We start from the raw sequence: 23,794 nt of genomic DNA on the forward strand, positions 1-23,794 counted from the left end.
ATGTGTGTATAAGAAAAGAGACATGGATGTGCGCCGTTCGCGGCAGGGGCAGGATGCCCCTTCCGCGAATCCCCGCCGTGGCTGCGGACCCGGAGCGCGCAGCGCGGAGGGCGCGCTGCGGGGTGTGCTTTCTTTTGGTTACTTTTCTTTGCACAAGCAAAGAAAAGTGACTCGCCGCCAGGCGAAAGCTTTGCTCTTGCACTTGCTGCCAGGGTGGCGGCCGCTGAATCGTAGGAGCGGCTTTAGCCGCGACAGGCAAAACCGATCATGTGTGTCGCGGCTGAAGCCGCTCCTACAGCCGTTCTCGTCCGATAGACAAGCTTCAAGCAACAGCAGTAGCAACAGCAAAAGCTTTAAAGGCTTTCGCCCTTGCGGGCGAGTTACTTTTCTTTGCTCGCGCAAAGAAAAGGTAACCAAAAGAAAGCGCGCCCTGCCTCGCGCCCTCCGCGCTGCGCGCTCCGGGTCCGCGTCCAGCCCGGGGATCCGCGGAAGGGGCATCCTGCCCCTGCCGCGGACGGCGCACGTCCCTGTGCGCCGCCCCTTCGGGGTTTTTCCCCGTGCTGGCCGCCGCTTCGGAAGGGAACCCGGTAAATCAAAAGCCGGAGCAACAGCCAAAGCCAAAGCACGGCAACAGCAACTTCTACCGCTGAAGCTGCTCCGGCTGAACACCTACGACGCAACTCTTGCGCACGTCTGCGCACCGCAAGCGCGACACCTCTAACCTTCTCCAGGCACCCGACCATGGCCACCCCCGACCTGCCGACCTTCGACAAGATCCTCATCGCCAATCGCGGCGAGATCGCCTGCCGGGTGATCGCCACCTGCCGCAAGCTCGGCATCGCCACCGTGGCCGTGTACTCCGATGCCGACCGCGATGCCCGCCACGTGCGCCTGGCCGACGAGGCCGTGTACATCGGCGCCGCGCCGGCGCGCGAGAGCTACCTGCGCGGCGAGCGCATCCTCGAGGCCGCGCAACGCAGCGGGGCGCAGGCCATCCATCCCGGGTACGGCTTCCTGTCCGAAAACGCCGAGTTCGCCGAAGCCTGCGCCGCGCGCGGGCTGGTGTTCATCGGGCCGCCGCCCGCGGCGATCCGCGCCATGGGCGACAAGAGTGCGGCCAAGGCGCTGATGCAGGCCGCCGGGGTGCCGCTGACGCCCGGCTATCACGGCGAGCAGCAAGAGCCGGACTTCCTGCGCGCGCAGGCCGCGGCCATCGGCTACCCGGTGCTGATCAAGGCCAGCGCCGGTGGTGGCGGCAAGGGCATGCGTCGGGTCGATCGCGATGAGGACTTCGCCGCCGCGCTCGCCGCCTGCCAGCGCGAGGCGCAGGCCGCGTTCGGCAATGCGCACGTCCTGGTGGAGAAGTACGTGCTGCGGCCGCGGCACATCGAGATCCAGGTGTTCGGCGACACGCACGGCGAACTGGTCTACCTGTTCGAACGCGACTGCTCGGTGCAACGCCGCCACCAGAAGGTGCTGGAGGAAGCCCCCGCGCCAGGCATGGACGCGACGCGACGTGCGGCGATGGGCCAGGCCGCGGTGGAGGCGGCGCGTGCGGTGGGCTACGTCGGCGCCGGCACCGTGGAGTTCATCGTCGCGCCCGATGGCGCGTTCTACTTCATGGAAATGAACACCCGCCTGCAGGTGGAGCATCCGGTCACCGAGTGCATCACCGGCACCGACCTGGTGGAGTGGCAGTTGCGCGTGGCCGCCGGGCAGCCGCTGCCGCAGCGCCAGCACGAACTTGCGATCCACGGCCATGCGCTGGAAGCGCGGCTGTACGCCGAAGACCCGGCGCGCGGTTTCCTGCCGTCGATCGGCACGCTGCAGCATCTGCGCCTGCCCGCCGCCGATGCGCATACCCGGATCGATGCCGGTGTCGAACAGGGCGACGTGATCGGCCCGCACTACGATCCGATGATCGCCAAGCTGATCGTCTGGGACGTGACCCGCGAGCGCGCACTGCGGCGCATGCAGGCGGCGCTGGCCGCCTGCCAGGTGGTCGGCGTGTCGACCAATGCCGCGTTCCTGCAACGCCTGGTCGGCACCACCGCGTTCGCGCAGGCGGACCTGGACACCGCGCTGATCGAGCGCGAGCACGCGGCGCTGTTCGACACCCCCGTCCCGGCCACCGACGCGCTGTGGAGCCTGGCGGCGCTGGCCTGGCAACTGCACGAGCACGCGCCGGCGGCGCAGACTGCCGATCCGCACTCGCCGTGGGATCTGCGCGACGGCTGGCGGCTGGGCGCGCCGGCGCCGCGTGCGCTGACCCTGCAGCACGGCGAAACGCAACGCACGTTGCAGCTGACCGCGCAGGCCGGCGGCTGGCGGATCCACGCCGCGCCGGCGCAGGAGCCGCTCGAGGCGAGCGGCCAGTTGCGCGACGGGCGCCTGTCCTCGTTCCTCGGCACGCAGCGGCTGCAGGCCGATGCGGTGTTCGCCGGCACGCAGTTGCACCTGTTCGTCGACGGCCACGGCTACCTGTTCGAACGCCACGACCCGGTCGCCGAGGCCGACCAGCCGGCGGTGGAAGGCGGCGGCCTGACCGCGCCGATGCCGGGGCGCATCGTCGCCCTGCTGGTCGCGCCCGGCACCCAGGTGCGCCGCGGCACGCCGCTGCTGGTGCTGGAGGCGATGAAGATGGAGCACACCCTGCAGGCGCCGGCCGACGGCACCGTGCAGGGCTTTCGCGTACGCGAGGGCGAGCTGGTCGGCGACGGCGTGGCGCTGCTGGACTTCGAAGCGGCCTGAGCGTCGCCGCCCGCCAAGCCGCGGTCGCCAAGGCCGCGGCTTGGCGTCACACTCGGCGCTGGTCCATCGTCCTGTAAGCGCCATGAAACTCACCGCCCACGTTCTCGACGGCCACACCCTCGACGTGCGCCCGGCGCCGCGCGAGCGGCCGTGGATGGACCAGACCGCCGAGCGCTACGCCTACCGCTGCCTGCCGCTGGACATCGCCAACGCGCATGGCTGGGAGCTGCTGTGCCAGAGCGCGTTCGAGGCCGAGTGGAACGGCGGCAACGCGCTGGACGACCTGCGCGTGCAGCCGGCACCTGGGACGCACGCGCCGGCGGTCAGCCACTTCGGCTATGGCGTGCTCACCTTCCACGTGCCGTGCCTGTTCCGCACCGAGGCCGGCGTGGACCTGTACGTCACCGCGCCGGTGAATCGGCCCAAGGACGGCATCGCCGGGCTCACCGGGCTGATCGAGACCGACTGGAGTCCGTACACCTTCACCATGAACTGGCAGTTCACCCGGCCCGGCCGGGTCCGGTTCGAGGCCGGCGAGCCGTTCTGCCACTTCTTCCCGGTGCAGCGACGGGTGCTGGCCGAGACCGAGCCGCGCTGGCAGCCGTTGTCGCAGACGCCGGAGCTGGAGCGCGAGCACCAGACGTGGATGCGCAGCCGTGGCCAGTTCCTGCACGACCTGGAGCAGCCCGATTCCGACGCCAGCCGCGAAGGCTGGCAGCGCAGCTATTTCCGTGGACCGGCGCCGGGGCAGTGCCCGGCCGGCGTGGAGCACCGGGTCAAACTGCGGCTGGCGCCGTTCGCCCGCAGCGACGACGCGGAGTGAGGACCGCTCAGCGCACGTGGCGCTGGCGCACACGGGTGGACAGGCGGAACACGCCGTAGGCCAGCAGCATGCCCAGGATCCCGGCCACGGCATGCGCCCAGTCGAACACGCGCGGACCGATCCCACCGACCTGGTCGCCCCACAGGTTGAACAGCACCAGGACGATGGCGGTCAGCCCCAGCCCGGCGAGGAACGCGGCGCGGTTGGCGCCCAGCGCGTAGAACAGGAACGGCAGGCCCAGCCCGACCAGGAAATGCACCGGGAAGAAGTACACCGAACCGTACGGACGCAGCAGCGACCAGACGATGGCGGCGAAGACCGCGACGAAGGCAAACAGACCCAGCGACAGGGCGCGGGTCTTGGCGGGGGAAAGACGTGGCTCGGTCATGCGTCACCTGCAGGCAATCGGCGACCGTAACGGAGTGCGGATCACGGCCCGGTCAAGACCCCGCGTTGCCCACGCGGCTGCAGACGCTCAACGCGAAGATCGGCACCACTGCCGTTCGCACGGCACGCCGTCGTGGTTGCCGTCCATCTCCACACCCGGGCAGTGCTGCAGGAAGTACACCGCTTCGTCGCACGAGGTCATCTGCGCGCAGTGCGTGCGGCCGTCGCAGTGGAAGGCAGGCGCCGTCGTGGGCGCGGTAGGCGCTGACGACACCGGCACCGAGGGTGCCGCAGGGCTTGCCTGCGGTGCCGCCACGAAGCGCAGCGCCGCGTAGGCCGCGATCGCGAGCATCGCCAGCAGCATCAGCACGCCGAGCCAGAGACCGCGACGCGGACGCGGTGCCGCACGCGCAGGCGATGCCGGTGCCCGACCGGGACGCATCACCCGCAAGGCCCGCGGCCGTCCCTGCGCGTCGTGCTCCAGGTCGAAGGAGATCAGTTCGCCCACCCGCGGGGGAACGCCGTCGGCAGGAAACGCCGCGCGTTGCACCTCGGCTTCGGTCTCACGATGGGCAAGGCGCACCCGGCCGCAGCCGCGCTCCTCGTTCCACTGAATCAAGGTCCCGTGCGTGCGCATGGCGTCACCGCAAGAAAGTGCATCGCCGCGGTGGACGCCGCCGTGCCCGGTGCGTCCACCGTCCCCACCGCACCTGCTCCCGCCAGGCGCGGCCCCGCGTGCAGCATGCCATGGCTGTGGCCTGCGTGCCGACCGGCCACCTGCTGCAGGCGCGGTCGCGCGACGGCCGGTCAGCCACGCACCGCGGCGACGCCGGCGGTCGCAACTGTCTACCACCGGCGGCGCGGCGCTCGCTAGAGTCCGAAGCGTCGAGCAACGCCGACGCCCGCTCCCACGCGCGGTTGGCGATCGACGCGCAACCCGGCATCGCGGCCGCCGCAGGGCGCCGCCCCCGCAGCATTCGTCCCCCGATGCTGCCCTGCCGGGCCCGCGCGTTTCCCCCACGCTCGACGCGACAACCGTCTTCAACGCAGTTGCCTTCCACACGGGGTCAGGAGAGCGACATGGACATGTCTTCGGTCCGCTAGGCCGTTTCACGCATCCACAGCAGCGCCGCCGCGTCTCCACGGTGGCGGTGGATGCTGCACTTCCCATCGCGTCTCTCGCTTCGTCTGCGCGCGCAGGCGGATGCGTACGCCCGTGCCTGCGCGCGGCCCTGGCGCGACGGGACTCCTTTCACCGCGGCCGCGCAGCAGCGCGGGCGTGCGGCCGGTCCGGGGCCAGGGGATGTCCGGACACAGGACGCGGCATCGCCCGCACGCACCGACGCACTCGACCGGAGGTCCATCATGCAACTGCCTCATCCGCGCATTCTCGCCATCGCCACCGTGCTGACCCTTGCCAGCGGCGCCGCCTCCGCCGGGCGCTTTCCGGATTTCGGCTACGCGCCGCCCTCTACGTACAAGGGGCCGCTGTTCCAGCTCAGTCAGGACTATCCGCAGCAACCGCCCAGCGGCCCGTTGCCGGCGTTCTTCCAGAAGCTGCCCAAGCCGCTGAGCAACAACTTCGAAGCCTGGCGCGGCTACGCCGATGCCGTGAAGGCCTACTGCCTGGAAGGCAACGTCGAAAGCGACTGGTACGTGCAGAACAACAAGGTGCGGCGCTGGTACCACGCGCCCTGGCAGCACTACGGCCCGCTCGGACGCGAAGGCGTGCATGGGCTGACCAAGGAAGCGCAGATCCAGGTCAAGCAACTGGCGCCGACCCAGCTCACCACCGGCCAGACCTTCGCGGTCGGCATCTACAACGATGTCGGCGCCTACACATTCGGCCAGGTGTGGAAGGATCCGCAGAACCCGGATCCGAGCTTCACCACCAAGCCCAACACCTTCCGCGACGGCACCGTGGTGTGCAAGGCGCTGTTCGCCGACGTGGACCTGAGCCAGGTGCCGTTCCTGCAGAACCCGGTGCTGTGGAACGCCTGGGTCACCAACAGCTTCAAGTCCGCCGACCGCGCGTTCAAGCAGGTGGCGCTGATCCAGATGGATTTCGCCGTGCGCGACAGCCGCGTCCCCGGCACCGGCTGGATCTTCGGCACCTTCCAGTACAACGGTGCGGTCAGCGGCAAGCCCGGCTGGCAGAACCTGGTGCCGGTGGGCGTGATGTTCGGCAACGATCCGCAGAACACCGGCGACGACTACACCAACAAGCAGCCGACCCAGACCCGGATCAATCCGCGCATCCTGCAGTCGGCGATCAACGCCAACGTGAAAGAACTGCCGCCGACCCACCTGGGCTGGAACGGCCGCCTCAACGGCCCGGTGGACAATCCGATCAGCTCCTGCATGAGCTGCCACATGACCGCCGAATCGCCGCAGCTCTCGCCGATGAACCCCACCTTCCAGGCGCCGGACAAGGTGCCGCCGGTCGGTTCCAAGGAATGGATGCGCTGGTTCCAGAACATCCCGGCCGGACAGCCCTTCGACGCCGCGGCCAAGAGCACCGACTACAGCCTGCAGCTGGCCGGCGGCATCGCCAACTTCTACGACTGGAAGTGCACCCAGGACGGCGTGTTCGTCAGCGGCGGCAACCTGTGCGAGCAGAGCAAGACCTCGCTGAAGCTGATGCGCTCCACCACGCCGCCGCCGACCGTGTACCCGGTCGAGCGTGGGGTGAGCAACCAGGAGCTGGAGTAAGCACCGCAACACCGTACCTGCCGCGTGCCGTCCGATGGCGCCTGCAGGCACGGCCTGTGCCGAGTGCGGCGCAAGGCGCAGCGATGCGTGGCGTCAGACGTGCTGCCGCCTACGCTCGCTCAACCGATCTGCTGGCCGACCCACCAGGTCGTGCCGCCGGCGTCGCGAAAGCCGCCACGCCGGTCCGGATCGTCCTTCTGCACCGGCGCCTGCACCGCCGTGGCACCGGCAGCCAGTGCACGCTGGTAGGTCGCATCCACATCGCGCACGTAGACGTGCACATGCGCCGGCACCGCCGGCCAGCCCTCGACCGCATCGCAGAACATCACCACGGTGTCGTCGATGCGCACCTCGCCGTGGGCGAGCAGGCCACCCTCGCCGGGAATCTGCCGCAAGGGTTCGGCGTCGAACACCGCGACCAGGAACGCGATGGTCCGCTGCGCGCCATCGACAATGAGATACGGCGAGACCGAGGTGTAGCGCTCTGGCTTGAACGACATGAAGAACTCCCGAGGGTCGAGTGTCGCAGGCAGGTCGACGTGTGCGGTGGTGAAGCGCCTCATGCAACGTGCGGTGATGCCGGGAAGCCACTGCGCCGCGGCGTGCAGCCGCGTTCACAGCGCGCACGTGCTGAGCCGCGCGGCCAGGGTAAAGGGGACCGCGCCCAGGTCGTCCAGGCCTTCGACATCGAACGCATACACGCCCTTGGCCACGAGCGTCAGTTGCCCGTCGCGCGAAAGATTGAAGGTCAGCGTGTCAACATCGACCGGGTGGTGCGCGCCGGCCAGAGACAGCGAGCCGTCGATGTAGCCGTCCTGCGGGTTGCGCGGGAAGTCGAAGCGCTGGCCGGCCAGCTCGCCGAGCCTGAGCGACGGCAGCGCGATGCCGTCCAGGCGGATCGCGGTGTCCACGATCTCGCCGGCGTGCAGGAACGGGCGCAGCAGGATCTCCAGCGAGGCGGCGCCCGGGAGGCCGGACAGGATCGCATGGCGCGGCTTCAATGCGCTGGGCGAGAACGTCGACATCGCGGCGTCGTCCTCAGTGCTGCGCCACCGGCAACACCACGTCCATCAGCGTGGCGTCGTCCGGATCCGGCGTGGCCTTGAAGCCGAGCTGCCGGCACATCGCCAGCATGGTGCGGTTCTCGCGCAACACCTGGCCTTCGACCACCTTGAGGCCGAGCCAGCCGGCGTACTCGATCATGATCCGCATCAACTGCCAGCCGATGCCGTGGCCCTTGAGGTCGGAGCGGATCAGGATGCCGTATTCGCCACGGTCGTAATCGGCGTCGGCATGCAGGCGCACCGCACCGAGCATGTCGCCGCTGCGCGGCTCGATCGCCACCAGCGCGATCGAACGCGCGTAGTCGAGCTGGGTCAGGCGCGCGATGAATTCGTGGCTGAAATGCTTCACCGCCTGGAAGAAGCGCAGGCGCAGGTCCTCGTCGGTGACGCGGGCGAAGAAGCTGCGGAACAGCGCGTCGTCCTCCGGCCGCACCGGGCGCACGAACGCGGCGCTGCCGTCGTTGAGCACGATGCGCCGCTCCCACTCCTTGGGATACGGGAAGATCGCGAAGCGCGGATGGCCGCGGCCCTTGTGCAGGCGCCGCGACGGCGCCACCGCCACCCCTGCGTCGACCGCGATCACCCCGTCGCGGTCGGCCAGCAACGGATTGATGTCCAGTTCGCGGATCTCGGGCAGGTCGGCCGCCAGTTGCGCCAGCTTGACCAGCACCATCGCCACCGCACGCTCGTCGGCCGCCGGCACGTCGCGGTAGGCCTTGAGGATGCGGCTGACGCGGGTGCGGCCGATCAGTTCGTGGGCCAGGCGCAGGTCCAGCGGCGGCAGCGCCAGCGCCTTGTCGTCGATCACTTCCACCGCGGTGCCGCCGCGGCCGAACACGATCACCGGGCCGAAGGTGGGATCGTCGGCGATGCCGGCGATCAGTTCGCGCGCCTTCGGCCGCAGCAGCGAGGGCTGCACCAGCACGCCGTCGATGCGCGCGTCCGGCCGCGCGGCGCGCGCGCGGGCGAGGATGCCCTCGGCCGCATCGCGCACCGCCTCCACGCTGACCAGGTTGAGGCGCACGCCGTCCACGTCGGACTTGTGCGGGATGTCGGCCGAATGGATCTTCACCGCCACCGCCGAGCCCTGCGCCAGCATCGGCGCGGCCACCTGCGCCGCGGCCTCGGCATCGGCGGCGTGCGCCACCGGCGCGGTCGGGATGCCGTAGGCGGCCAGCAGCCGGGTGGTCGCCAGCGGGTCCAGCCAGGTCTGCCCGGCGGCCAGGGCCGCGTCGACGATGCCGCGCGCGGCGGCGGCGTCGAAGGCGAAATCGTCGGGCAGGCTCGGCGGTGTTTCCATCAGTGCCGCCTGCGCCTCGCGGTAGCGCACCAGGTGCATGAAGCCGCGCACCGCGTCCGCCTCGGTGGCGTAGGTGGGGATGCGCGCGGCGTTGAGCGTGGCGGTGGCACTCTCGTCGTTGCCCAGCCACACCGCGAACACCGGCTTGTCGCGGTGATGGCGCGGGCGCTGGCCGAGGATACGGGTCAGCGCCTGCGCCGCCTCGGCGGAGGAGGTGAACGCGGTCGGCACGTTGACCACCAGCACCGCATCGTTCTCCGGATCCTCCAGCAGCGCACCGGCGGCGGCGGCGTAGCGTTCGCCGTCGGCGTCCACCACGATGTCCACCGGATTGCGATGCGACCATTCCTGCGGCAGCGCCGCGTCCAGTTGCTGCTGGGTGGGCGCCGAGAGCGCCGCCAGGGTGCCGCCGAGATCGGCCAGCGTATCCACCGCCAGGCGGCCGACCCCACCGCCGTTGCTGAGGATGGCCAGGCGCCGGCCGGGGAAGGTGCTGAGCCGGCCCAGCGTCTCCGCCGCGGCGAACAGTTCGTCCAGCGCGCGCACCCGCAGCAGGCCGGCGCGGGCGAACGCGGCGCCGTACACCGCATCGGAACTGGCCAGCGCCTGCACGTGGGTGTCGGCGTTGGGATCGATGCGCAGTTGCCGGCCCGACTTCACCACCACCACCGGCTTGGCGCGCGCGGCGGCGCGCGCGGCGGACATGAACTTGCGCGCGTCGCGGATGTGTTCGACGTAGAGCAGGATCGCGCGGGTGCGGTAGTCGGTGGCGAAGTAGTCGAGCAGGTCGGCGAAGTCCACGTCCAGCGCGTCGCCCAGCGAGACCACCGCCGAGAACCCGACCGCACGCGCCACGCCCCATTCCACCAGCGCCGCGGCGATGGCGCTGGATTCGGAGATCAGCGCCAGGTCGCCCGGCTGCGGGCAGTGCGCGGCGATGCTGGCGTTGAGCCGCGCATGCGGCGCGATCACGCCCAGGCAGTGCGGGCCGAGGATGCGCAGGCCCTTGGCGCGTGCGGCGCTCTCCACCCGCGCCGCGGCCGAGCCCGGCCCACTGCCGAGCCCGGCGGTGAGGATGATCGCCGCGGCGACGCCGCGCCGCGCGGCGATCGACACGATGCGCGGCACCATCCGCGCCGGCGCGGTGATCACCACCAGGTCCGGCACCCAGGGCAGGTCGGTGAGCCGGCGCACCGTGGGCACGCCGTCGATCTCGCGGTAGCGCGGGCTGACCCAGCCGATCTGCCCGGGAAACCCAGCCGCGCGCAGGCTGCGCACCACCGCCCGCCCGGCCGAGCGCTCGCGCGGGCTGCCGCCGACGATGGCGACCGAGGCGGGGCGGAACACGGACTGCAGGTGATAGGTGCTCATGGCGGCGGCAGAGGCGAGCGAATGCGCTAACGGTACACGGCTGGCCGCGGCGCGGGGATGATCCGGGTCGCGCGCTGCGGCGTTGACGGCGATGCCGCGCATCCGGCGACAGCTGCGCTGGCGAGATTCCGGCCTCCGCGTGTCGGGGCTGAAGCCCCTCCAACAGGGAGCTTGGGTCGGCAGCCCGTTACGCACGCACGCGCGCTTGAGCGGAATCCGGAACGACACGGAACATTGCTGGACTTCCCGGTGTGGGAGGGGCTTCAGCCCCGACCCGACCAGGCCACAGAGACCAGGCGGCGGCGCACACCGGGTGCGCAGGGCAGGCGGCGCCGCCATCCCCGCAGAAAGACCGCGCCAGACGGTCGCCCACCGCCGATCCTTCGCGGATCCGCCATGTCCATCGGAGCCCGCAGGCACAGCCCGGGTCAGCACCCGGTCGCATTGGCGGCCGCATAATGCGGCGATGGAGACGACTCGTGCATAGCGGCGGCCTGGAACTGGCGCTGGTGCTGCTGCTGGCTGCGGTGATCGCGGTGCCGGTGTTCAAGCGCCTGGGCCTGGGCGCGGTGCTGGCCTACCTGGCCGCGGGCGTGGTGCTGGGGCCGGACGGGCTGGGCTTCGTGCAGGACACCGAGCGGATCCTCAACGCCGCCGAGATCGGCGTGGTGATGCTGCTGTTCCTGATCGGCCTGGAACTGTCGCCGGCGCGCTTGAAGGTGATGCGGCATGCGGTGTTCGGTGCCGGCAGCGCCCAGGTCGCGCTGACCGCGCTGCCGCTGGGCGCGCTGGCGCTGTGCATGGGCCTGAACTGGAAGAGCGCGCTGGTGATCGGCCTGGCGCTGGCGCTGTCCTCCACCGCGGTGGGCCTGCAACTGCTGGCCGAGCGCAAGGCGCTCAACAGCGACTACGGCCGGCTCGGCTTCGCCATCCTGCTGTTCCAGGACCTGATCGCGATCCCGCTGCTGGCCGCGGTGCCGCTGCTCGGCGGCGCCAAGAACGACACCCTGACCTGGACGGAAGTGGGCCAGGCGGTGGGCGCGCTGGCGCTGGTGGTGCTGTGCGGGCGCTTCGTGCTGCGCCACCTGTTCCGCACGGTGGCGCGCACGCGCATGCCCGAGGTGTTCACCGCCAGCGCGCTGCTGGTGGTGCTGGGCAACGCCTGGTTCCTGCAGAAGGCCGGGCTCAGCCCCAGCCTGGGAGCGTTCCTGGCCGGCGTGCTGCTGGCCGATTCGGAGTTCCGCCACGAGCTGGAGGCGCAGATCGAGCCGTTCCAGGGCCTGCTGCTGGGCGTGTTCTTCATCGCCGTGGGCATGGGCATCGACCTGGACCGCATCGTCGCCGAACCGTGGCTGATCGCCGGGGCGGTGGCCACGCTGCTGTTGGTCAAGTTCGCGCTGCTGGCCGGCATCGGCCGCGTGCTGCGCCTGCCCTGGCGCAGTGCGCTGCTGCTGGGCAGCCTGCTGTGGCTGGGTGGCGAGTTCGCCTTCGTGGTGTTCACCGAGGCGCAGCGCGTGCGCCTGCTCGACGACGCCACCCACGACCGCCTGGTCGCGGTGGTCGGCGTGTCGATGGCGCTGACGCCGCTGCTGCTGATCGGCATGCAGCGCCTGCTCGGCGGCAGCGAGGCCGGCAAGGGCAAACAGCCACCGCCGGCGGCGCAGTACGACACCGTGGACACGCAGCGCGCGCAGGTGCTGATCGCCGGCATGGGCCGCTTCGGCCAGATCGTCGCGCGCCTGCTGACTGCGCAGCGCATCCCGTTCGTGGCGCTGGAACACAATCCGGACACGGTGGAGGACCTGCGCCGCTTCGGCAACCAGCTCTACTACGGCGACCCCAGCCGTCCGGACCTGCTGCGCGCGGCCGGCAGCGACGGCATCCGCATCTTCGTGGTGGCGATGGACGACCCGGAGACCAACATCAAGACCACGCGGCTGATCCGCCGGCTCTACCCCACCGCCAAGGTGCTGGCGCGCGCACGCAACCGCCAGCACGCCTGGCGGCTGATGGACCTGGGTGCGGAGCCGTTCCGCGAAGTGTTCGCCTCCAGCCTGGAGCTGAGCGAGCAGGTGCTGCTCGGCCTGGGCCTGGATGCGGCGACCGCGCGCGATCGCATCGCCCGCTTCCGCGAACACGACTCGCAATTGCTGCGCGCCCAGCACCTGGTCTACGACGACGATGCGGCGGTGGTGCAGACTGCGCGTGCGGCGCGCGCCGACCTGACCAGGCTGTTCGAGGCCGACGTCAACGATCCGACGGCCGGGCCGGCGAATGCGACGGGCGCAACAGGCGCGGGACAGCATCGCAGTTGATGCGGGTGGCTTGCCCGCGCGGCCAACGGTGTCCCAGGCATGCGCTGCGTATGTGCGCTCGTCGCTGCCGACAACCGCGGTAGCGGTAGGTACGCCGTTGTCACGCGCGACAGATCGTGATGGGGACGCCGACGATTGGCCGAGGCACGTGCCCACTGCGTGGTGCGCGTGTAGTCGAGCGTGGTCGCGTCGGGGCTGAAGCCCCTCCCACACTGACGGTCGAAAGCGTCCGCGGCGGTGACGCCCTTGCTGGCTGCGACAACAGGGGCGGTGGGCTCCCACGGCATGCCGGCTTGCCAACGCCAATGCTCGGCAAGCGCGCTGTGTCCGCACGGCGCCAATCCTTCCATTGTGGGAGGGGCTTCAGCCCCGACTGCAGGATCCAGCCGCCGTCGCTGCGCCGCTCCTGCTGGCATGGAGGCATCTCCCCGAGCACCGGCGCTCACGCCGGCGCCCGGGGCATCGCTTCAGCTCTTGCGTGACGAACGCTTCGCTGCGGTGCCGCTGGCCGCGCGCTTGACGGTTTTCTTCGCGACTTTCTTCGCGACCTTCTTGGCCGCCGGCATCTTCACCGGCGCCGGGGCAGGCTTGCGCTTGGTCGACTTGCCTGGCTTCGCGGAAGCCGAGGCATCGCCCGCCTTGGCCCCGCCACGCTTCGGCGCCGGCGTCACCGGCCGGGTCTCGGTGGTGGCGGTGGCTTCGGGCGGGCGCCGCGGCGGCGGGCGGCGCCCGGCGGTCAGGGTGCGCCAGGTGTGGCCGCCGTTGAGCGCCAGCAGCGCATCGGCCGCGGCCGGGCCGGCACTGCCGGCCGGGTACTGCGGGGTCTCGTCGGCCGAGGTCTGCCAGGCGTCGAGGATCGGCTGCACGATGGTCCAGGCCGCCTCGACCATGGTCGCGTCCTGGAACAGGCCGGCCTCGCCATGCATGCAGTCCTGCAGCAGGCGTTCGTAGCCCACCGTGTATTCCTTGGGGAACCAGTCGCGGTAGCGGAAGTCCATGCGCACCGGCGCCAGGCTGACCCGCGCGCCCGGGCGCTTGACGTCGAACTGCAGCGAGATGCCTTCGTCGGGCTGGATGTGCAGCACCAGCCAGTCCGGGCCGTAGCCGCCGATCTCGGCGCTGCGCAGCGGCGCCAGCGGCGCCGGCTTGAAGCGGATCGCGATCTCGGTGGTGCGCTCGCGCAGGCGCTTGCCGGTGCGCAGGTAGAACGGCACGCCGGCCCAGCGCCAGGTGTCCACCTGCAGCTTCATCGCCACATAGGTCTCGGTGTTGGAATCCGGCGGCACCGTGTCCTCCTCGCGGTAGCCCGGCACCGCGTTGCGACCGATCGCGCCGGCCGCGTACTGGCCGCGGACCACGTCGGCGGGACTCAGCGGCCGCACCGCCTCGATCACCTCGGCGCGCCGGCGCAGCATCGCCGCCGGGGTGAAGGCCGCCGGCGGTTCCATCGCGATCATCGCCAGCAACTGGAACAGGTGGTTGGGCACCATGTCGCGCAGGCAGCCGGTGGGGTCGTAGAAGCCGCCGCGGCCCTCCACGCCGATGGTCTCGGCCGCGGTGATCTGCACGTGGTCGATGCGGTCGCGGTTCCACACCGGCTCGAACAGGCCGTTGGCGAAGCGGAAGGCGAGGATGTTCTGCACCGTTTCCTTGCCGAGGAAATGGTCGATGCGGAACACCTGGTCCTCGTCCAGCACGCGGCCGACGATGGCGTTGAGCTCGCGCGCGCTCTGCAGGTCGTGGCCGAACGGCTTCTCCACGATCACCCGGCGCCAGCCGCTGCTGGCGCCCTGCTTGACCAGCCCGGCCGACCCCAGCTGTTCGATCACCGGGGCGAAGAAGCGTGCCGCGGTGGCCAGGTAGAACAGCACGTTGCCGCCGGTGCGGTACTGCGCGCCGATTTTCTCCAGCAGCGCGCCCAGGCTGCGATAGGTGGCTGCGTCGTTGAAGTCGCCGCGCAGGTAGTGCAGGCGCGAACGCAGCCAGCCCCACACCTCCTCGTCCAGGCCATCGGCCTTGAACTCCGCGTCGCGGTCGGCCATCAGCCCGCGCATCGCATCGCCGAGCATGCGCCGCCACGCCACTTCGCTGACCGCGCCGTGGTCCACGCCGATGACCGCGAATTCCTCGGGCAGCGCACCGCTGTGGCGCAGGTTGTACAGCGCCGGCAACACCAGGCGCCGGGTCAAGTCGCCGCGGGCGCCGAACACCACGATCAGGCAGGGAGGAGTGGTCTGGGAGGCATCGCTCATGGATGGGTGTCCTGTTCGCCGATCAAGCCATGCAGGCGCAGCGCCGCGTGGATCAGCGCCACGTGCGAATAGCCCTGCGGGAAATTGCCGAGCATGCGGCCGCTGCGCGGGTCGTACTCCTCGGCCAGCAGGCCGACGTCGTTGCACAGCGCGAGCAGGCGCTCGAACAGCGCGCGCGCCTGCTCGCCGCGGCCGAGCAGCGTGTAGTTCTCCACCAGCCAGAAACTGCAGGCGATGAAGGTGCCCTCGCCGGCCGGCAGGCCGTCGCCGCTGGCGTCGTCGGCGCGGTAGCGCTCGACCAGGCCGTCGATGCTCAGGTGTTCGGCGATGGCGTCGGCGGTAGCGGCCACGCGCGGATCATCCGGCGGCAGGAAGCCGACCAGCGGGATCAGCAGGGTCGCCGCGTCCAGCCGTTCGCTGCCGTAGCTCTGCACGAAGTAGCCATCGCGGTGCACGCCCTGCGCCAGCACCTGCGCATGGATCTCGTCGGCCAGCGCGCGCCAGTGCGCGCGTTGCGCCGCGTCGGCATCGGTGACGCCGTCGCGCGCACCGCAGTCGAACGCCAGCCACGCCATCACCTTGGAATGCACGAAGTGCTGGCGCTTGTCGCGGATCTCCCAGATGCCCTCGTCCGGCTCGCGCCAGCGCTGCTCCAGCACCTCCAGCAACTGCCGCGCCAGCGAGCGGCCATGCACCGCCGAGGCCATGCCCTCGTGGTGGCCGCGGTGGAACGCGGCGATCACCTCGCCATAGACGTCGAGCTGGAACTGGCCGACCGCGGCATTGCCCACGCGCACCGGCGAGGCGCCTTCGTAGCCGGGCAGCCAGTCCACTTGCCATTCGGACATGCGCCGCTCGCCGCCGATGCCGTACAGCGCCTGCAACTGGTCGGGCGAGCCGGCCACGGTGCGCTGCAGCCAGCCATGGAACGCGGCAGCCTCGTCGAAATAGCCGGCCGCGCGCAATGCGGTCAGGGTGAACACCGCATCGCGCAGCCAGCAGAAGCGGTAGTCCCAGTTGCGCTCGCCGCCCAGACGTTCGGGCAGCGAGGTGGTCGGTGCGGCGACGATGGCGCCGGTGGGCAGGTAACTCAGGCCCTTCAGCACCACCAGCGAGCGCCGCACCGCCTCGGTCCACGGGCCGGCATGCAGGCAGCGGTGCGACCAGCCGTGCCAGAACGCCTCGGTCTGCGCCAGCGCCTGCTCCGGCGCCAGCAACGGCGGCAGCTCCAACTGCGAGGCGCCGTGGCTGAGCACGAACCAGGTGCTTTCGCCGGCCTCCAGCACGAACTCGGCTTCGGTGGCGAAGCCGTGGCCGTGCATGGCCTGCGGGCTGCGCAGCGCGATCTGGTCCGGCCCGGCCACCGCCTGCAGGCCGCCCTCGATCTGCGACACCCAGGGAATGGTGCGGCCGTAGTTGAAGCGCAGCTGCAGCTGCATGCGCAGCGGCACCCGGCCGTGCAGTCCGCGCACGATCCGCACCACGTGGTTGTGCATCACCTCGTCGTGGCTGGCGACCATGAAGTCGAGCAGCGCCACCGCGCCGGTGTCGGTCTCGAACCGCGTCTCCAGCACCAGGCTGCCGTCGCGGTAGGCACGGGTGCTGGTGAAGTCGCCCTGCGGCGCAATCGCCCAGCGGCCGTGGTCGGGTTCGCCGAGCAGGGCGGCGAACAAGGCATCGGAATCGAAGCGCGGCAGACACAGCCAGTCGATCGAGCCGCGACGGTCCACCAGAGCCGCGCTGCGGCAGTTGCCGAGCATGGCGTAGTCTTCGATTCGCGAGGCCATCGTGGGCGCCGGTGCGGAGGAGCGGCGAGTCTGCCAGCGCCGGTGTTTGCGTCGCGTAATCGCCGCGCGGCGCCGTTCAGGCGCGCGCAAGCGGCCGGCTGCGGCTACACTGCGGCTGCGCATGACTTCCGATCCCGCTGCCGCCGCCCTGCGCACTCTGGTCCTGGAGGACGATCCGATACTGCGCGATCGCATCCTGGTGCCGGGCCTGCGCCGTTTCGGCTTCGCCGCCGACGGCTGCGGCACCGGCGCGGAACTGCAGCAGCGGGTGCAGCGCGAGGGCGCCGAGATCGTGGTGCTGGATGTCGGCCTGCCCGACACCGACGGCTTCACCCTGGCCGGCGCGCTGCGCCTGCAATACCCGGACCTGGGCATCGTCATGCTGACCAGTCTGGGCCAGACCGAGGACCGCATCCGCGGCCTGACCGGCGGCGCCGACGCCTATCTGTCCAAGCCGGTGGAAATCGACCTGCTGGCCGCGACCCTGCACAGCCTGGCGCGGCGCGTGAGCGGGCGCCCGCCTGCGGCGCCGGCGCGCGGGCGCTGGCAGGTGAGCGAGGACGGCTGGTGCCTGCTGTCGCCGACCGGCGCCGCCGCCGCGCTGACCGGCAGCGAACGCCGGCTGTGCCTGCGCCTGCTCGAGCAACCGGGCCTGCTGGTGGCGCGCGAGGCCTTGATCGCCGCGCTCACCGACCGCGTGTACGACTTCGACGCGCACCGCCTGGATTCGATGGTGCACCGCCTGCGCAGCAAGGTGCAGCGCCGCTGCGGCGAGCCGCTGCCGCTGGCCGCGGTGCACGGCAAGGGCTACATCTTCGATCCCGCCGGCTGACGCGCACCGCGCGCGCGCGGCGCCGCAGCGCACAGACCTTCCGGGCAGGCGCTACATCGCCACCGCATCGGCGTGCGGCAGCACGATGCGGAAGCGCGTGCCCACGCCCACCGTGCTGTGCACCTGGATCCGGCCGCCGGCGCGCACCACCAGGTCGCGCACCACCGCCAGGCCCAGGCCGGTGCCGCTGTCGGCGGGCTTGGTGCTGTAGAACGGCTCGAACACCTGCGCGGCCACCTCCGCCGGCATGCCGTGGCCGTCGTCGGCGACCTCGATGACGGTGCCCTCGTCCTCGCTGGACACGGCGATGTCGAAATGGCCGCGGTCGGCGATCGCATCGCGGCTGTTGGAGGCCAGGTTCAGCAGCATCAGGTCGAACTGGCTGCGCTCGAAACGGATCGGCGCCGGCGCCGCCGGCAGCGCGCAGCGCAGCACGATCCGCGCTTCCAGCAACTGCCGCAGCATCGGCTGCAAGGCCTCCACCGCGGCCGCGGCGTCGAAGCGTTCGACATGCTCGGCGTCGCGGCGGCTGAAGCGCAGCAGCCGGCGCACGATGGTCATGCCGCGCTCGGCCGATGCCTCCACCGCCGCCAGGCTGTCCTCCAGCTGCGCGATGCGCTGCGCGTCGCTGGTCAGGTCGTCGTCGTGGCGCGCGGCGGCGAAGCCGGACATCACCGCCAGGATGTTGTTGAAGTCGTGGGCCAGGCCGCTGGCCATGCGCTCGGTGATCTCGCGTTTCTGCGCGTGGATCAGCTGGGTCTGTGCGCGTTCGCGTTCCTGCATCTCCTGCTGCAGGCGCTGGCCGCGCGCGTTGGATTCGCGCAGGCTCTCGCGCAGCGCCTCGGTGGTGCGGTCCAGCAGCAGCGTCACCAACAGGTAACTGAACAGCACCGGCAGCACGTTGAACAGCGCCTGCGCCGGCGCGCCGGCCAGTTCGGCCAGGGCGTCGCGCCCCACGCCGACGCCGAGCATCAGCAGCAAGGCGACGAAAGTGACCCACAGCGCGCGGCGCCCCAGCACCAACCCGGCCAGGATCAGCACCAGCATCTGCGCCAGTTGATCCGGCAACTGCCGCTGGAAGCCGTGGATGGCGGCGTTGACCAGCAACGAGCCGAGCATCGCCCCGAGCAGCAGCCGCACGCCGCCGCGCAGGGCGCCATGGCGCACGCGCACGAAGCCGATCGCCGCGCACACCCCGATCAGCAGACTCATGGTCAACGAAATCAGCATGCCCGGCGGCAGCGGCTGACCGCGCAGCTGCGGCCAGGCCAGCACCACCGCCACCACGATCGTGGCGGGAATGGTCACCGCCAGGAACAGCAGCAGCAACTGGATCACCCGCGCATTGCGCCGATCCACCTCGTCCACCAGCGGCGCGCGGCCCAGCCAGTTCCAGAACGCCTTCGCCATGCCGCCGTGCTCCATTCCCGTTCAGTGAGAATCCGATGATGATCATGCGAGAACTTGCAGGTGACAAGCCGGTGACGGCGGGCCTAAGTTCGCATGACGGAACACGCCCGGGGACGACGGCGCTGTTTCCAGACCACTCCAGACCGATGCGGAGGCGCACACGCGCCGCCGACGTCACCTTCTGCCCTGCCGTTTTTTCAGCCCGAGATCGCCATGAACGCATGCTCTTCCCTGCGCGGCACCGCCGCCCGTCATCCGATTCCCCGCGCGTACAGCACCCTGGCCCTGGCCTGCGCGCTGTGCCTGTCGTCGACGGCGATGGCGCAGACGCCCACCCCCAGCACCGCGACGACCGCCAGCACCCAACCCGCCACCGGCACCGACGCTACGGCCAGCGACGCCAGCGCCACGCCGGCCGCGACCACCTACGACCCCAGCGTCTACTTCAAAGCCACCGGCAGCGCCGACAGCAACGCCGGTGCCGACGCCGACGGCGACGAAGCGCTGGCCGCCGGCGAGGCCGCCTCGGCGGTCGGCACCGGCACCATCGCGCTCGGCGGCGGTGCGGTCGGCTACGCCAACCACGCGGTGGCGGTGGGCCACAACAGCCTGGCCACCGAGGTCTCCACCACCGCCGTCGGCGGCATGCTCGACCTGGATTTCTCCTACCAGCCCAACGGCGTGGTGATCCTGCAGCAGACTTCGGCCACCGGCGTGGCCGCCACCGCGCTGGGCGCCGGCGCCCAGGCCAGCGGCAAGTACAACGTGGCGGCCGGCGCCGGCGCGATCGCCAGCGACCGCTCCAGCGTCGCCGTCGGCGGCATCGTCGACGTGGGCGAGGAGATGAGTCCGGGCTTCGGCGCCGAAGGCACCCAAATGCAGGCCACGCAGGCCACCGGCCCGCTGTCCACCGCGCTGGGCGGCGGCGCGCTGGCCACGGCCTACAGTTCCACCGCGGTCGGCGCCCTGGCCGAAGCCAGCGCCAACCGCACCGTCGCCGTCGGCACCACCGCGGTGGCCAACCAGTACGCCGCCGTGGCGGTGGGCGCGCAGAGCCAGGCCACCGCCGAGTGGGCCACCGCCTTCGGCAACGGCGCACGCGCCTGGGGCACCCACAGCGTGGCCATGGGCCCCAGCGCGTTCGTCCAGAACGACGACGGCACCGCGGTCGGCCCGGCCGCGTTCGCCGGCGGCGTCGGCTCCACCGCGCTCGGCAACCGCTCCTGGGCCGGCGGCACCCGCAGTCTGGCCCTGGGCGGGGGCATGGTGTGGAACGGCAACTTCTTCCTCGATACGCCGGTGCTGTTCTACGACAGCATCGCCATCGGCACCAAGTCCGATGTGTTCGGCGACCAGTCGATCGCGATCGGCCCCGGCGCGCGGGTCGGCAACTCGCAGTTCGTCAACGACAAGCAGACCATCACCAACAACAGCGTGGCGCTGGGCGCCGGTTCGGTCGCCGAACGCGACAACACCGTGTCCATCGGCGCAGCGGGCGCCGAGCGCCAGCTCACCAACCTGGCCGCCGGCACCATGGACACCGACGCGGTCAACCTGGCGCAGCTGCGCAACGTCGCCGCCGCGTTCGGCGCCGGCAGCGTGGTCGACGCCAACGGCAACCTGATCGGCGGCAATTACCTGGTGCAGGGCACGCACTACACCGACCTGGGCTCGGCGATGGGCGCGCTCGACACCGCCCTCACCGGCTTCGGCAACCGCCTGAACACCATCGGCGGTTCCGGCGGCATCAGCGTCGGCGGCGGCGACGGTGCGGCGAGCGCGCCGAGCACCGGCGCCGGCACCAATGCCGTGGCCGTGGGTTCCGGGGCCACCGCCAACGGCAACAACGGCCTGGCGATGGGCGCGCAGTCGCTGGCCTATGGCCCCAACGACACCGCCATCGGCGGCAACGCCACGGTCAATGCCGACGGCAGCACCGCGGTCGGCGCCAACGCCCGCGTCGCCGCGGTGGCGACCAACGCGGTGGCGCTCGGCGAGAGCGCCAATGCCTCGGCCGCCTCGGCCACCGCGCTCGGCCAGGGCGCCTCGGCCAGCGCCGCCAATTCGGTGGCGCTGGGCCAGGGCTCGGTCGCCAACCGCGCCAACACGGTCTCGGTGGGCAGCGCCGGCAACGAACGCCAGGTCGCCAACGTCGCCGCCGGCAGCGCCGACACCGACGCGGTCAATGTGGCGCAGATGCGTGCCGGCAACAGCGCCACCCTGAGCAGCGCCAACGCCTACACCAACACCCGCATCACCGCGCTGGACGACAGCTTCAACCAGTTGCGCACCGACACCGAGCATCGCCTCGACGGCATGGACCGGCGCATGGACCGGCTCGGCGCGATGAGCGCGGCGATGCTCAACATGGCGGTCAACGCCGCCGGCACGCAGAGCCCGCGCGGGCGCGTGTCGGTCGGCGCCGGCTTCCAGGGCGGGCAGCAGGCGCTGTCGGTCGGCTACGCCCGCAAGATCGGCGCGCGCGCCTCGTTCAGCCTGGGCGGCGCGTTCAGCAGCGGCGAGTCCTCGGCCGGCATCGGCGTGGGCATCGATCTGTGACGTCACGCGGCGCCGCGCGCGCCGCCGTTTTCTTCTTCTCACCTCTCTTTCCAGGATCCGCAGATGATGTCTTCCAATACGCTCGCCGCTGCCCTCGCCGCCGTCCTGTTCGCCGGTGGCGCGCAGGCGGCCTCCCCCACCATCGGCCTGGGCGGTGTGCAAGGCCCGGTGCCGCAATCGGCCAGCGCCAACGACCTGGGCCAGCGCTTCATCGTCAAGACCCGTGACGGCGGCAGCCAGGCGCGCAGCCTGCTGGCCAGCACCCTCAGCAGCGCAGTGGCGCGCAGCGGCATGCAGCGCGCGCAGATCGGCAGCAACGGCCTGACGCTGCGCAGCGCGGTCAGCGCCAAGGTGCTGCGCGACATGGCGGTGCCGGGCTGGCATGTGGTGCAGACCTCGCGCCACCTCAGCGACAGCGAGCGCACCGCCTTCATCAACGAGCTGAAGGCCGATCCGTCGGTGGTGTCGGTGCAGGTCGATCGGCTGTACCGGCGCCTGGACGAGGCCAGCGTGCGCCTGCCGGCTGCCATCGCGGCCGCCGCCTCCACCACCCCCAACGATCCCGCCTACGCCAAGCTGCAGTGGAACTTCCACGACCCGGTCGGCGGGGTCAACGCCGAGCAGGGCTGGACCCGCTCCACCGGCAAGGGCGTGGTGGTGGCGGTGGTCGATACCGGCGTGGTCAAGGACAACCCGGATCTGGCCGCCAACGTGCTGCCCGGCTACGACATGATCACCGACCACCGCGTTTCGCGCCGCGACACGGACGGTCGCGTGGCCGGCGGCTACGACCTGGGCGACTGGGTGGAAGCCGACTACTGCACCGCGCTGGGCGCATCCGGCAATGCGCCGGCGCCGAGTTCGTGGCACGGCAGCCATGTCTCCGGCACCATCGCCCAGGTCACCAACAACAACCTGGCCACGGCCGGCCTGGCCTACGACGCCAAGATCGTGCCGGTGCGCGTGCTCGGCTCCTGCGGCGGCTTCGGCAGCGACATCGCCGACGGCATGCTGTGGGCCGCGGGTCTGCCGGTGGCCGGCCTGCCGACCAACCCGAACCCGGCCGAGGTGATCAACATGAGCCTGGGCAGCGGCGCGCCGGACACCTGCCCGCAGATCTACCAGGACGCGATCGACCAGATCAACGCCAAGGGCACGATCATCGTGGTCGCCGCCGGCAACTCCAACGCCAATGCCTCCACCTACACCATGTCCTCCTGCAACGGCGTGATCAGCGTCGGCGCCTCGCGGGTGAACGGCGGCCGCGCCAGCTACTCCAACTACGGCACGCGCGTGGACATCGCCGCGCCGGGCGGTGGCGGCGACGTCGACGGCAACCCGAACGGCTACATCTTCCAGGTGATCAACGGCGGCACCCAGAGCCCGACCGGCGACTGGCAGATCGGCGGCATGGCCGGCACCTCGATGGCCTCCCCGCACGTGGCCGCGGCGGTGGCGATGGTGCAGAGCGTGGCCAAGACGCCCTTCAGCTGGACCGGCATGCGCGACCTGCTGCGCGCCAGCGCGCGGCCGTTCCCGGTGGCGATCCCCACCAGCACGCCGATCGGCGCCGGCATCCTGGACGTGGACATGCTGCTGCAGATGGCCACCACCCCGCCGTGCGATCCGTCCGACAGCAGCTGCGTGCCGCCGACCAAGACCCTGGTCAACAAGGTGGAGATGCGCGGCATCGGCAGCCAGGGCGGCGATGCGCTGTACAGCTTCCAGGCCGCGGCCGGCACGGTGGTCAGCTTCATGACCTTCGGCGGCACCGGCAACGTGGCGATGTACGTGTCGGCGGGCAAGACGCCGACCAGCAGCAGCTACGACGCGCGTTCCACCCGTGCCGGCACCACCCAGGCGGTGCGCCTCACCCCGTCCAGCGCCACGACCTACTACGTGCGCCTGAGCGGCAGCTACAGCGGCCTGACCCTGGTCGGGCGGCAGTAACGCCCGATCGCGCGGCGGCGCCGTTCGCCGCCGCGCCACGTGCGCGGGAGGAGAACCTCCCGCAGCGGTTCCGAAAGCAGCGACGTGCCGACCATGACGCAGTTCGCCCGCCTTCCGGCGGGCATTTTTTTGCTGGATGGTGCACGGCGGTGCGGCGCGAGACCGCAAGCCCCTCTCCCACCGGGAGAGGGGTTGGGGTGAGGGTGCGGCACGAGGCGCGGTGCAATGGGCGAGGCGAGGCGGCGCCCGACCCTCATCCGGCCCTTCGGGCCACCTTCTCC

15 protein-coding genes are annotated in these 23,794 nt (G+C 71.1%); 7 read left to right on the forward strand and 8 right to left on the reverse strand.

Annotated elements, in window-relative coordinates; all coding sequences use genetic code 11:
• Nucleotides 1-741 precede the first annotated feature (741 nt).
• Together CEK65_RS03865 and CEK65_RS03870 are read left to right on the forward strand one after the other, a co-directional pair.
• The gene (locus CEK65_RS03865) at nucleotides 742-2,751 is read left to right on the forward strand and encodes an acetyl/propionyl/methylcrotonyl-CoA carboxylase subunit alpha (protein WP_152180833.1); all 2,010 of its coding nucleotides are present in this window, start codon (nucleotides 742-744) and stop codon (nucleotides 2,749-2,751) included.
• Nucleotides 2,752-2,833: 82 nt separating this feature from the next.
• Nucleotides 2,834-3,574: a DUF6065 family protein gene (locus tag CEK65_RS03870; protein WP_152180834.1), complete on the forward strand. Its 741-nt coding sequence runs from the start codon at nucleotides 2,834-2,836 to the stop codon at nucleotides 3,572-3,574.
• 7 nt (nucleotides 3,575-3,581) lie between these two features.
• On the opposite strand, the gene CEK65_RS03875 is transcribed toward CEK65_RS03870, so the two are convergent.
• Together CEK65_RS03875 and CEK65_RS03880 are read right to left on the reverse strand one after the other, a co-directional pair.
• Entirely contained in the window at nucleotides 3,582-3,962 is a 381-nt protein-coding gene (locus CEK65_RS03875) for a hypothetical protein (protein ID WP_017908908.1), read from the reverse strand.
• An 87-nt stretch (nucleotides 3,963-4,049) separates the two neighbouring features.
• Nucleotides 4,050-4,598: an excalibur calcium-binding domain-containing protein gene (locus CEK65_RS03880; protein ID WP_152180835.1), complete on the reverse strand. Its 549-nt coding sequence runs from the start codon at nucleotides 4,596-4,598 to the stop codon at nucleotides 4,050-4,052.
• Between the two features lie 728 nt (nucleotides 4,599-5,326).
• Between CEK65_RS03880 and CEK65_RS03885 the strand changes: the two genes are divergently transcribed.
• Nucleotides 5,327-6,673, forward strand: coding sequence for a hypothetical protein (locus tag CEK65_RS03885; RefSeq protein WP_152180836.1), 1,347 nt, complete (start codon nucleotides 5,327-5,329; stop codon nucleotides 6,671-6,673).
• A gap of 119 nt (nucleotides 6,674-6,792) precedes the next feature.
• On the opposite strand, the gene CEK65_RS03890 is transcribed toward CEK65_RS03885, so the two are convergent.
• The 3 genes from CEK65_RS03890 to CEK65_RS03900 form a co-directional block, all read right to left on the reverse strand.
• Complete coding sequence (locus CEK65_RS03890) at nucleotides 6,793-7,173, reverse strand: VOC family protein (RefSeq protein ID WP_017915215.1); 381 nt, start codon at nucleotides 7,171-7,173, stop codon at nucleotides 6,793-6,795.
• 114 nt (nucleotides 7,174-7,287) lie between these two features.
• Entirely contained in the window at nucleotides 7,288-7,698 is a 411-nt protein-coding gene (locus CEK65_RS03895) for a hypothetical protein (RefSeq protein ID WP_152180837.1), read from the reverse strand.
• A 13-nt stretch (nucleotides 7,699-7,711) separates the two neighbouring features.
• Nucleotides 7,712-10,408 (reverse strand): bifunctional acetate--CoA ligase family protein/GNAT family N-acetyltransferase, encoded by a 2,697-nt coding sequence (locus CEK65_RS03900; protein ID WP_152180838.1) that lies wholly within the window; start codon nucleotides 10,406-10,408, stop codon nucleotides 7,712-7,714.
• Nucleotides 10,409-10,887: 479 nt separating this feature from the next.
• On the opposite strand from CEK65_RS03900, the gene CEK65_RS03905 reads away from it, so the two are divergent.
• A complete protein-coding gene (locus tag CEK65_RS03905; protein WP_152180839.1) occupies nucleotides 10,888-12,723 on the forward strand; it encodes a monovalent cation:proton antiporter-2 (CPA2) family protein in 1,836 nt (611 codons plus the stop codon).
• 467 nt (nucleotides 12,724-13,190) lie between these two features.
• Here the strand turns inward: CEK65_RS03905 and zwf are convergent, their stop codons facing one another.
• Both zwf and CEK65_RS03915 read right to left on the reverse strand, forming a co-directional pair.
• On the reverse strand, nucleotides 13,191-14,975 hold the full coding sequence (zwf, locus tag CEK65_RS03910) for a glucose-6-phosphate dehydrogenase (protein ID WP_193314687.1): 1,785 nt from the start codon (nucleotides 14,973-14,975) through the stop codon (nucleotides 13,191-13,193).
• A complete protein-coding gene (locus CEK65_RS03915; protein ID WP_152247212.1) occupies nucleotides 14,972-16,762 on the reverse strand; it encodes a glycoside hydrolase family 15 protein in 1,791 nt (596 codons plus the stop codon). The genes zwf and CEK65_RS03915 overlap by 4 nt, the downstream gene beginning before the upstream one ends.
• A gap of 121 nt (nucleotides 16,763-16,883) precedes the next feature.
• On the opposite strand from CEK65_RS03915, the gene CEK65_RS03920 reads away from it, so the two are divergent.
• On the forward strand, nucleotides 16,884-17,594 hold the full coding sequence (locus CEK65_RS03920) for a response regulator transcription factor (RefSeq protein WP_017915915.1): 711 nt from the start codon (nucleotides 16,884-16,886) through the stop codon (nucleotides 17,592-17,594).
• Nucleotides 17,595-17,645: 51 nt separating this feature from the next.
• Here CEK65_RS03920 and CEK65_RS03925 read toward each other — a convergent pair whose 3' ends face one another.
• Nucleotides 17,646-19,004, reverse strand: coding sequence for a HAMP domain-containing sensor histidine kinase (locus tag CEK65_RS03925; RefSeq protein WP_152180842.1), 1,359 nt, complete (start codon nucleotides 19,002-19,004; stop codon nucleotides 17,646-17,648).
• A gap of 213 nt (nucleotides 19,005-19,217) precedes the next feature.
• On the opposite strand from CEK65_RS03925, the gene CEK65_RS03930 reads away from it, so the two are divergent.
• Nucleotides 19,218-21,563 (forward strand): YadA-like family protein, encoded by a 2,346-nt coding sequence (locus CEK65_RS03930; RefSeq protein WP_152180843.1) that lies wholly within the window; start codon nucleotides 19,218-19,220, stop codon nucleotides 21,561-21,563.
• 63 nt (nucleotides 21,564-21,626) lie between these two features.
• Nucleotides 21,627-23,513 carry a S8 family serine peptidase gene (locus tag CEK65_RS03935; RefSeq protein WP_152180844.1) on the forward strand — a complete coding sequence of 629 codons (1,887 nt, stop codon included), beginning with the start codon at nucleotides 21,627-21,629 and terminating at the stop codon, nucleotides 23,511-23,513.
• The last annotated feature ends 281 nt before the right edge of the window (nucleotides 23,514-23,794 follow it).

The organism is Xanthomonas sp. LMG 12459 (assembly GCF_009192905.1).
Classification (GTDB): Bacteria; Pseudomonadota; Gammaproteobacteria; order Xanthomonadales; family Xanthomonadaceae; genus Xanthomonas_A; species Xanthomonas_A sontii.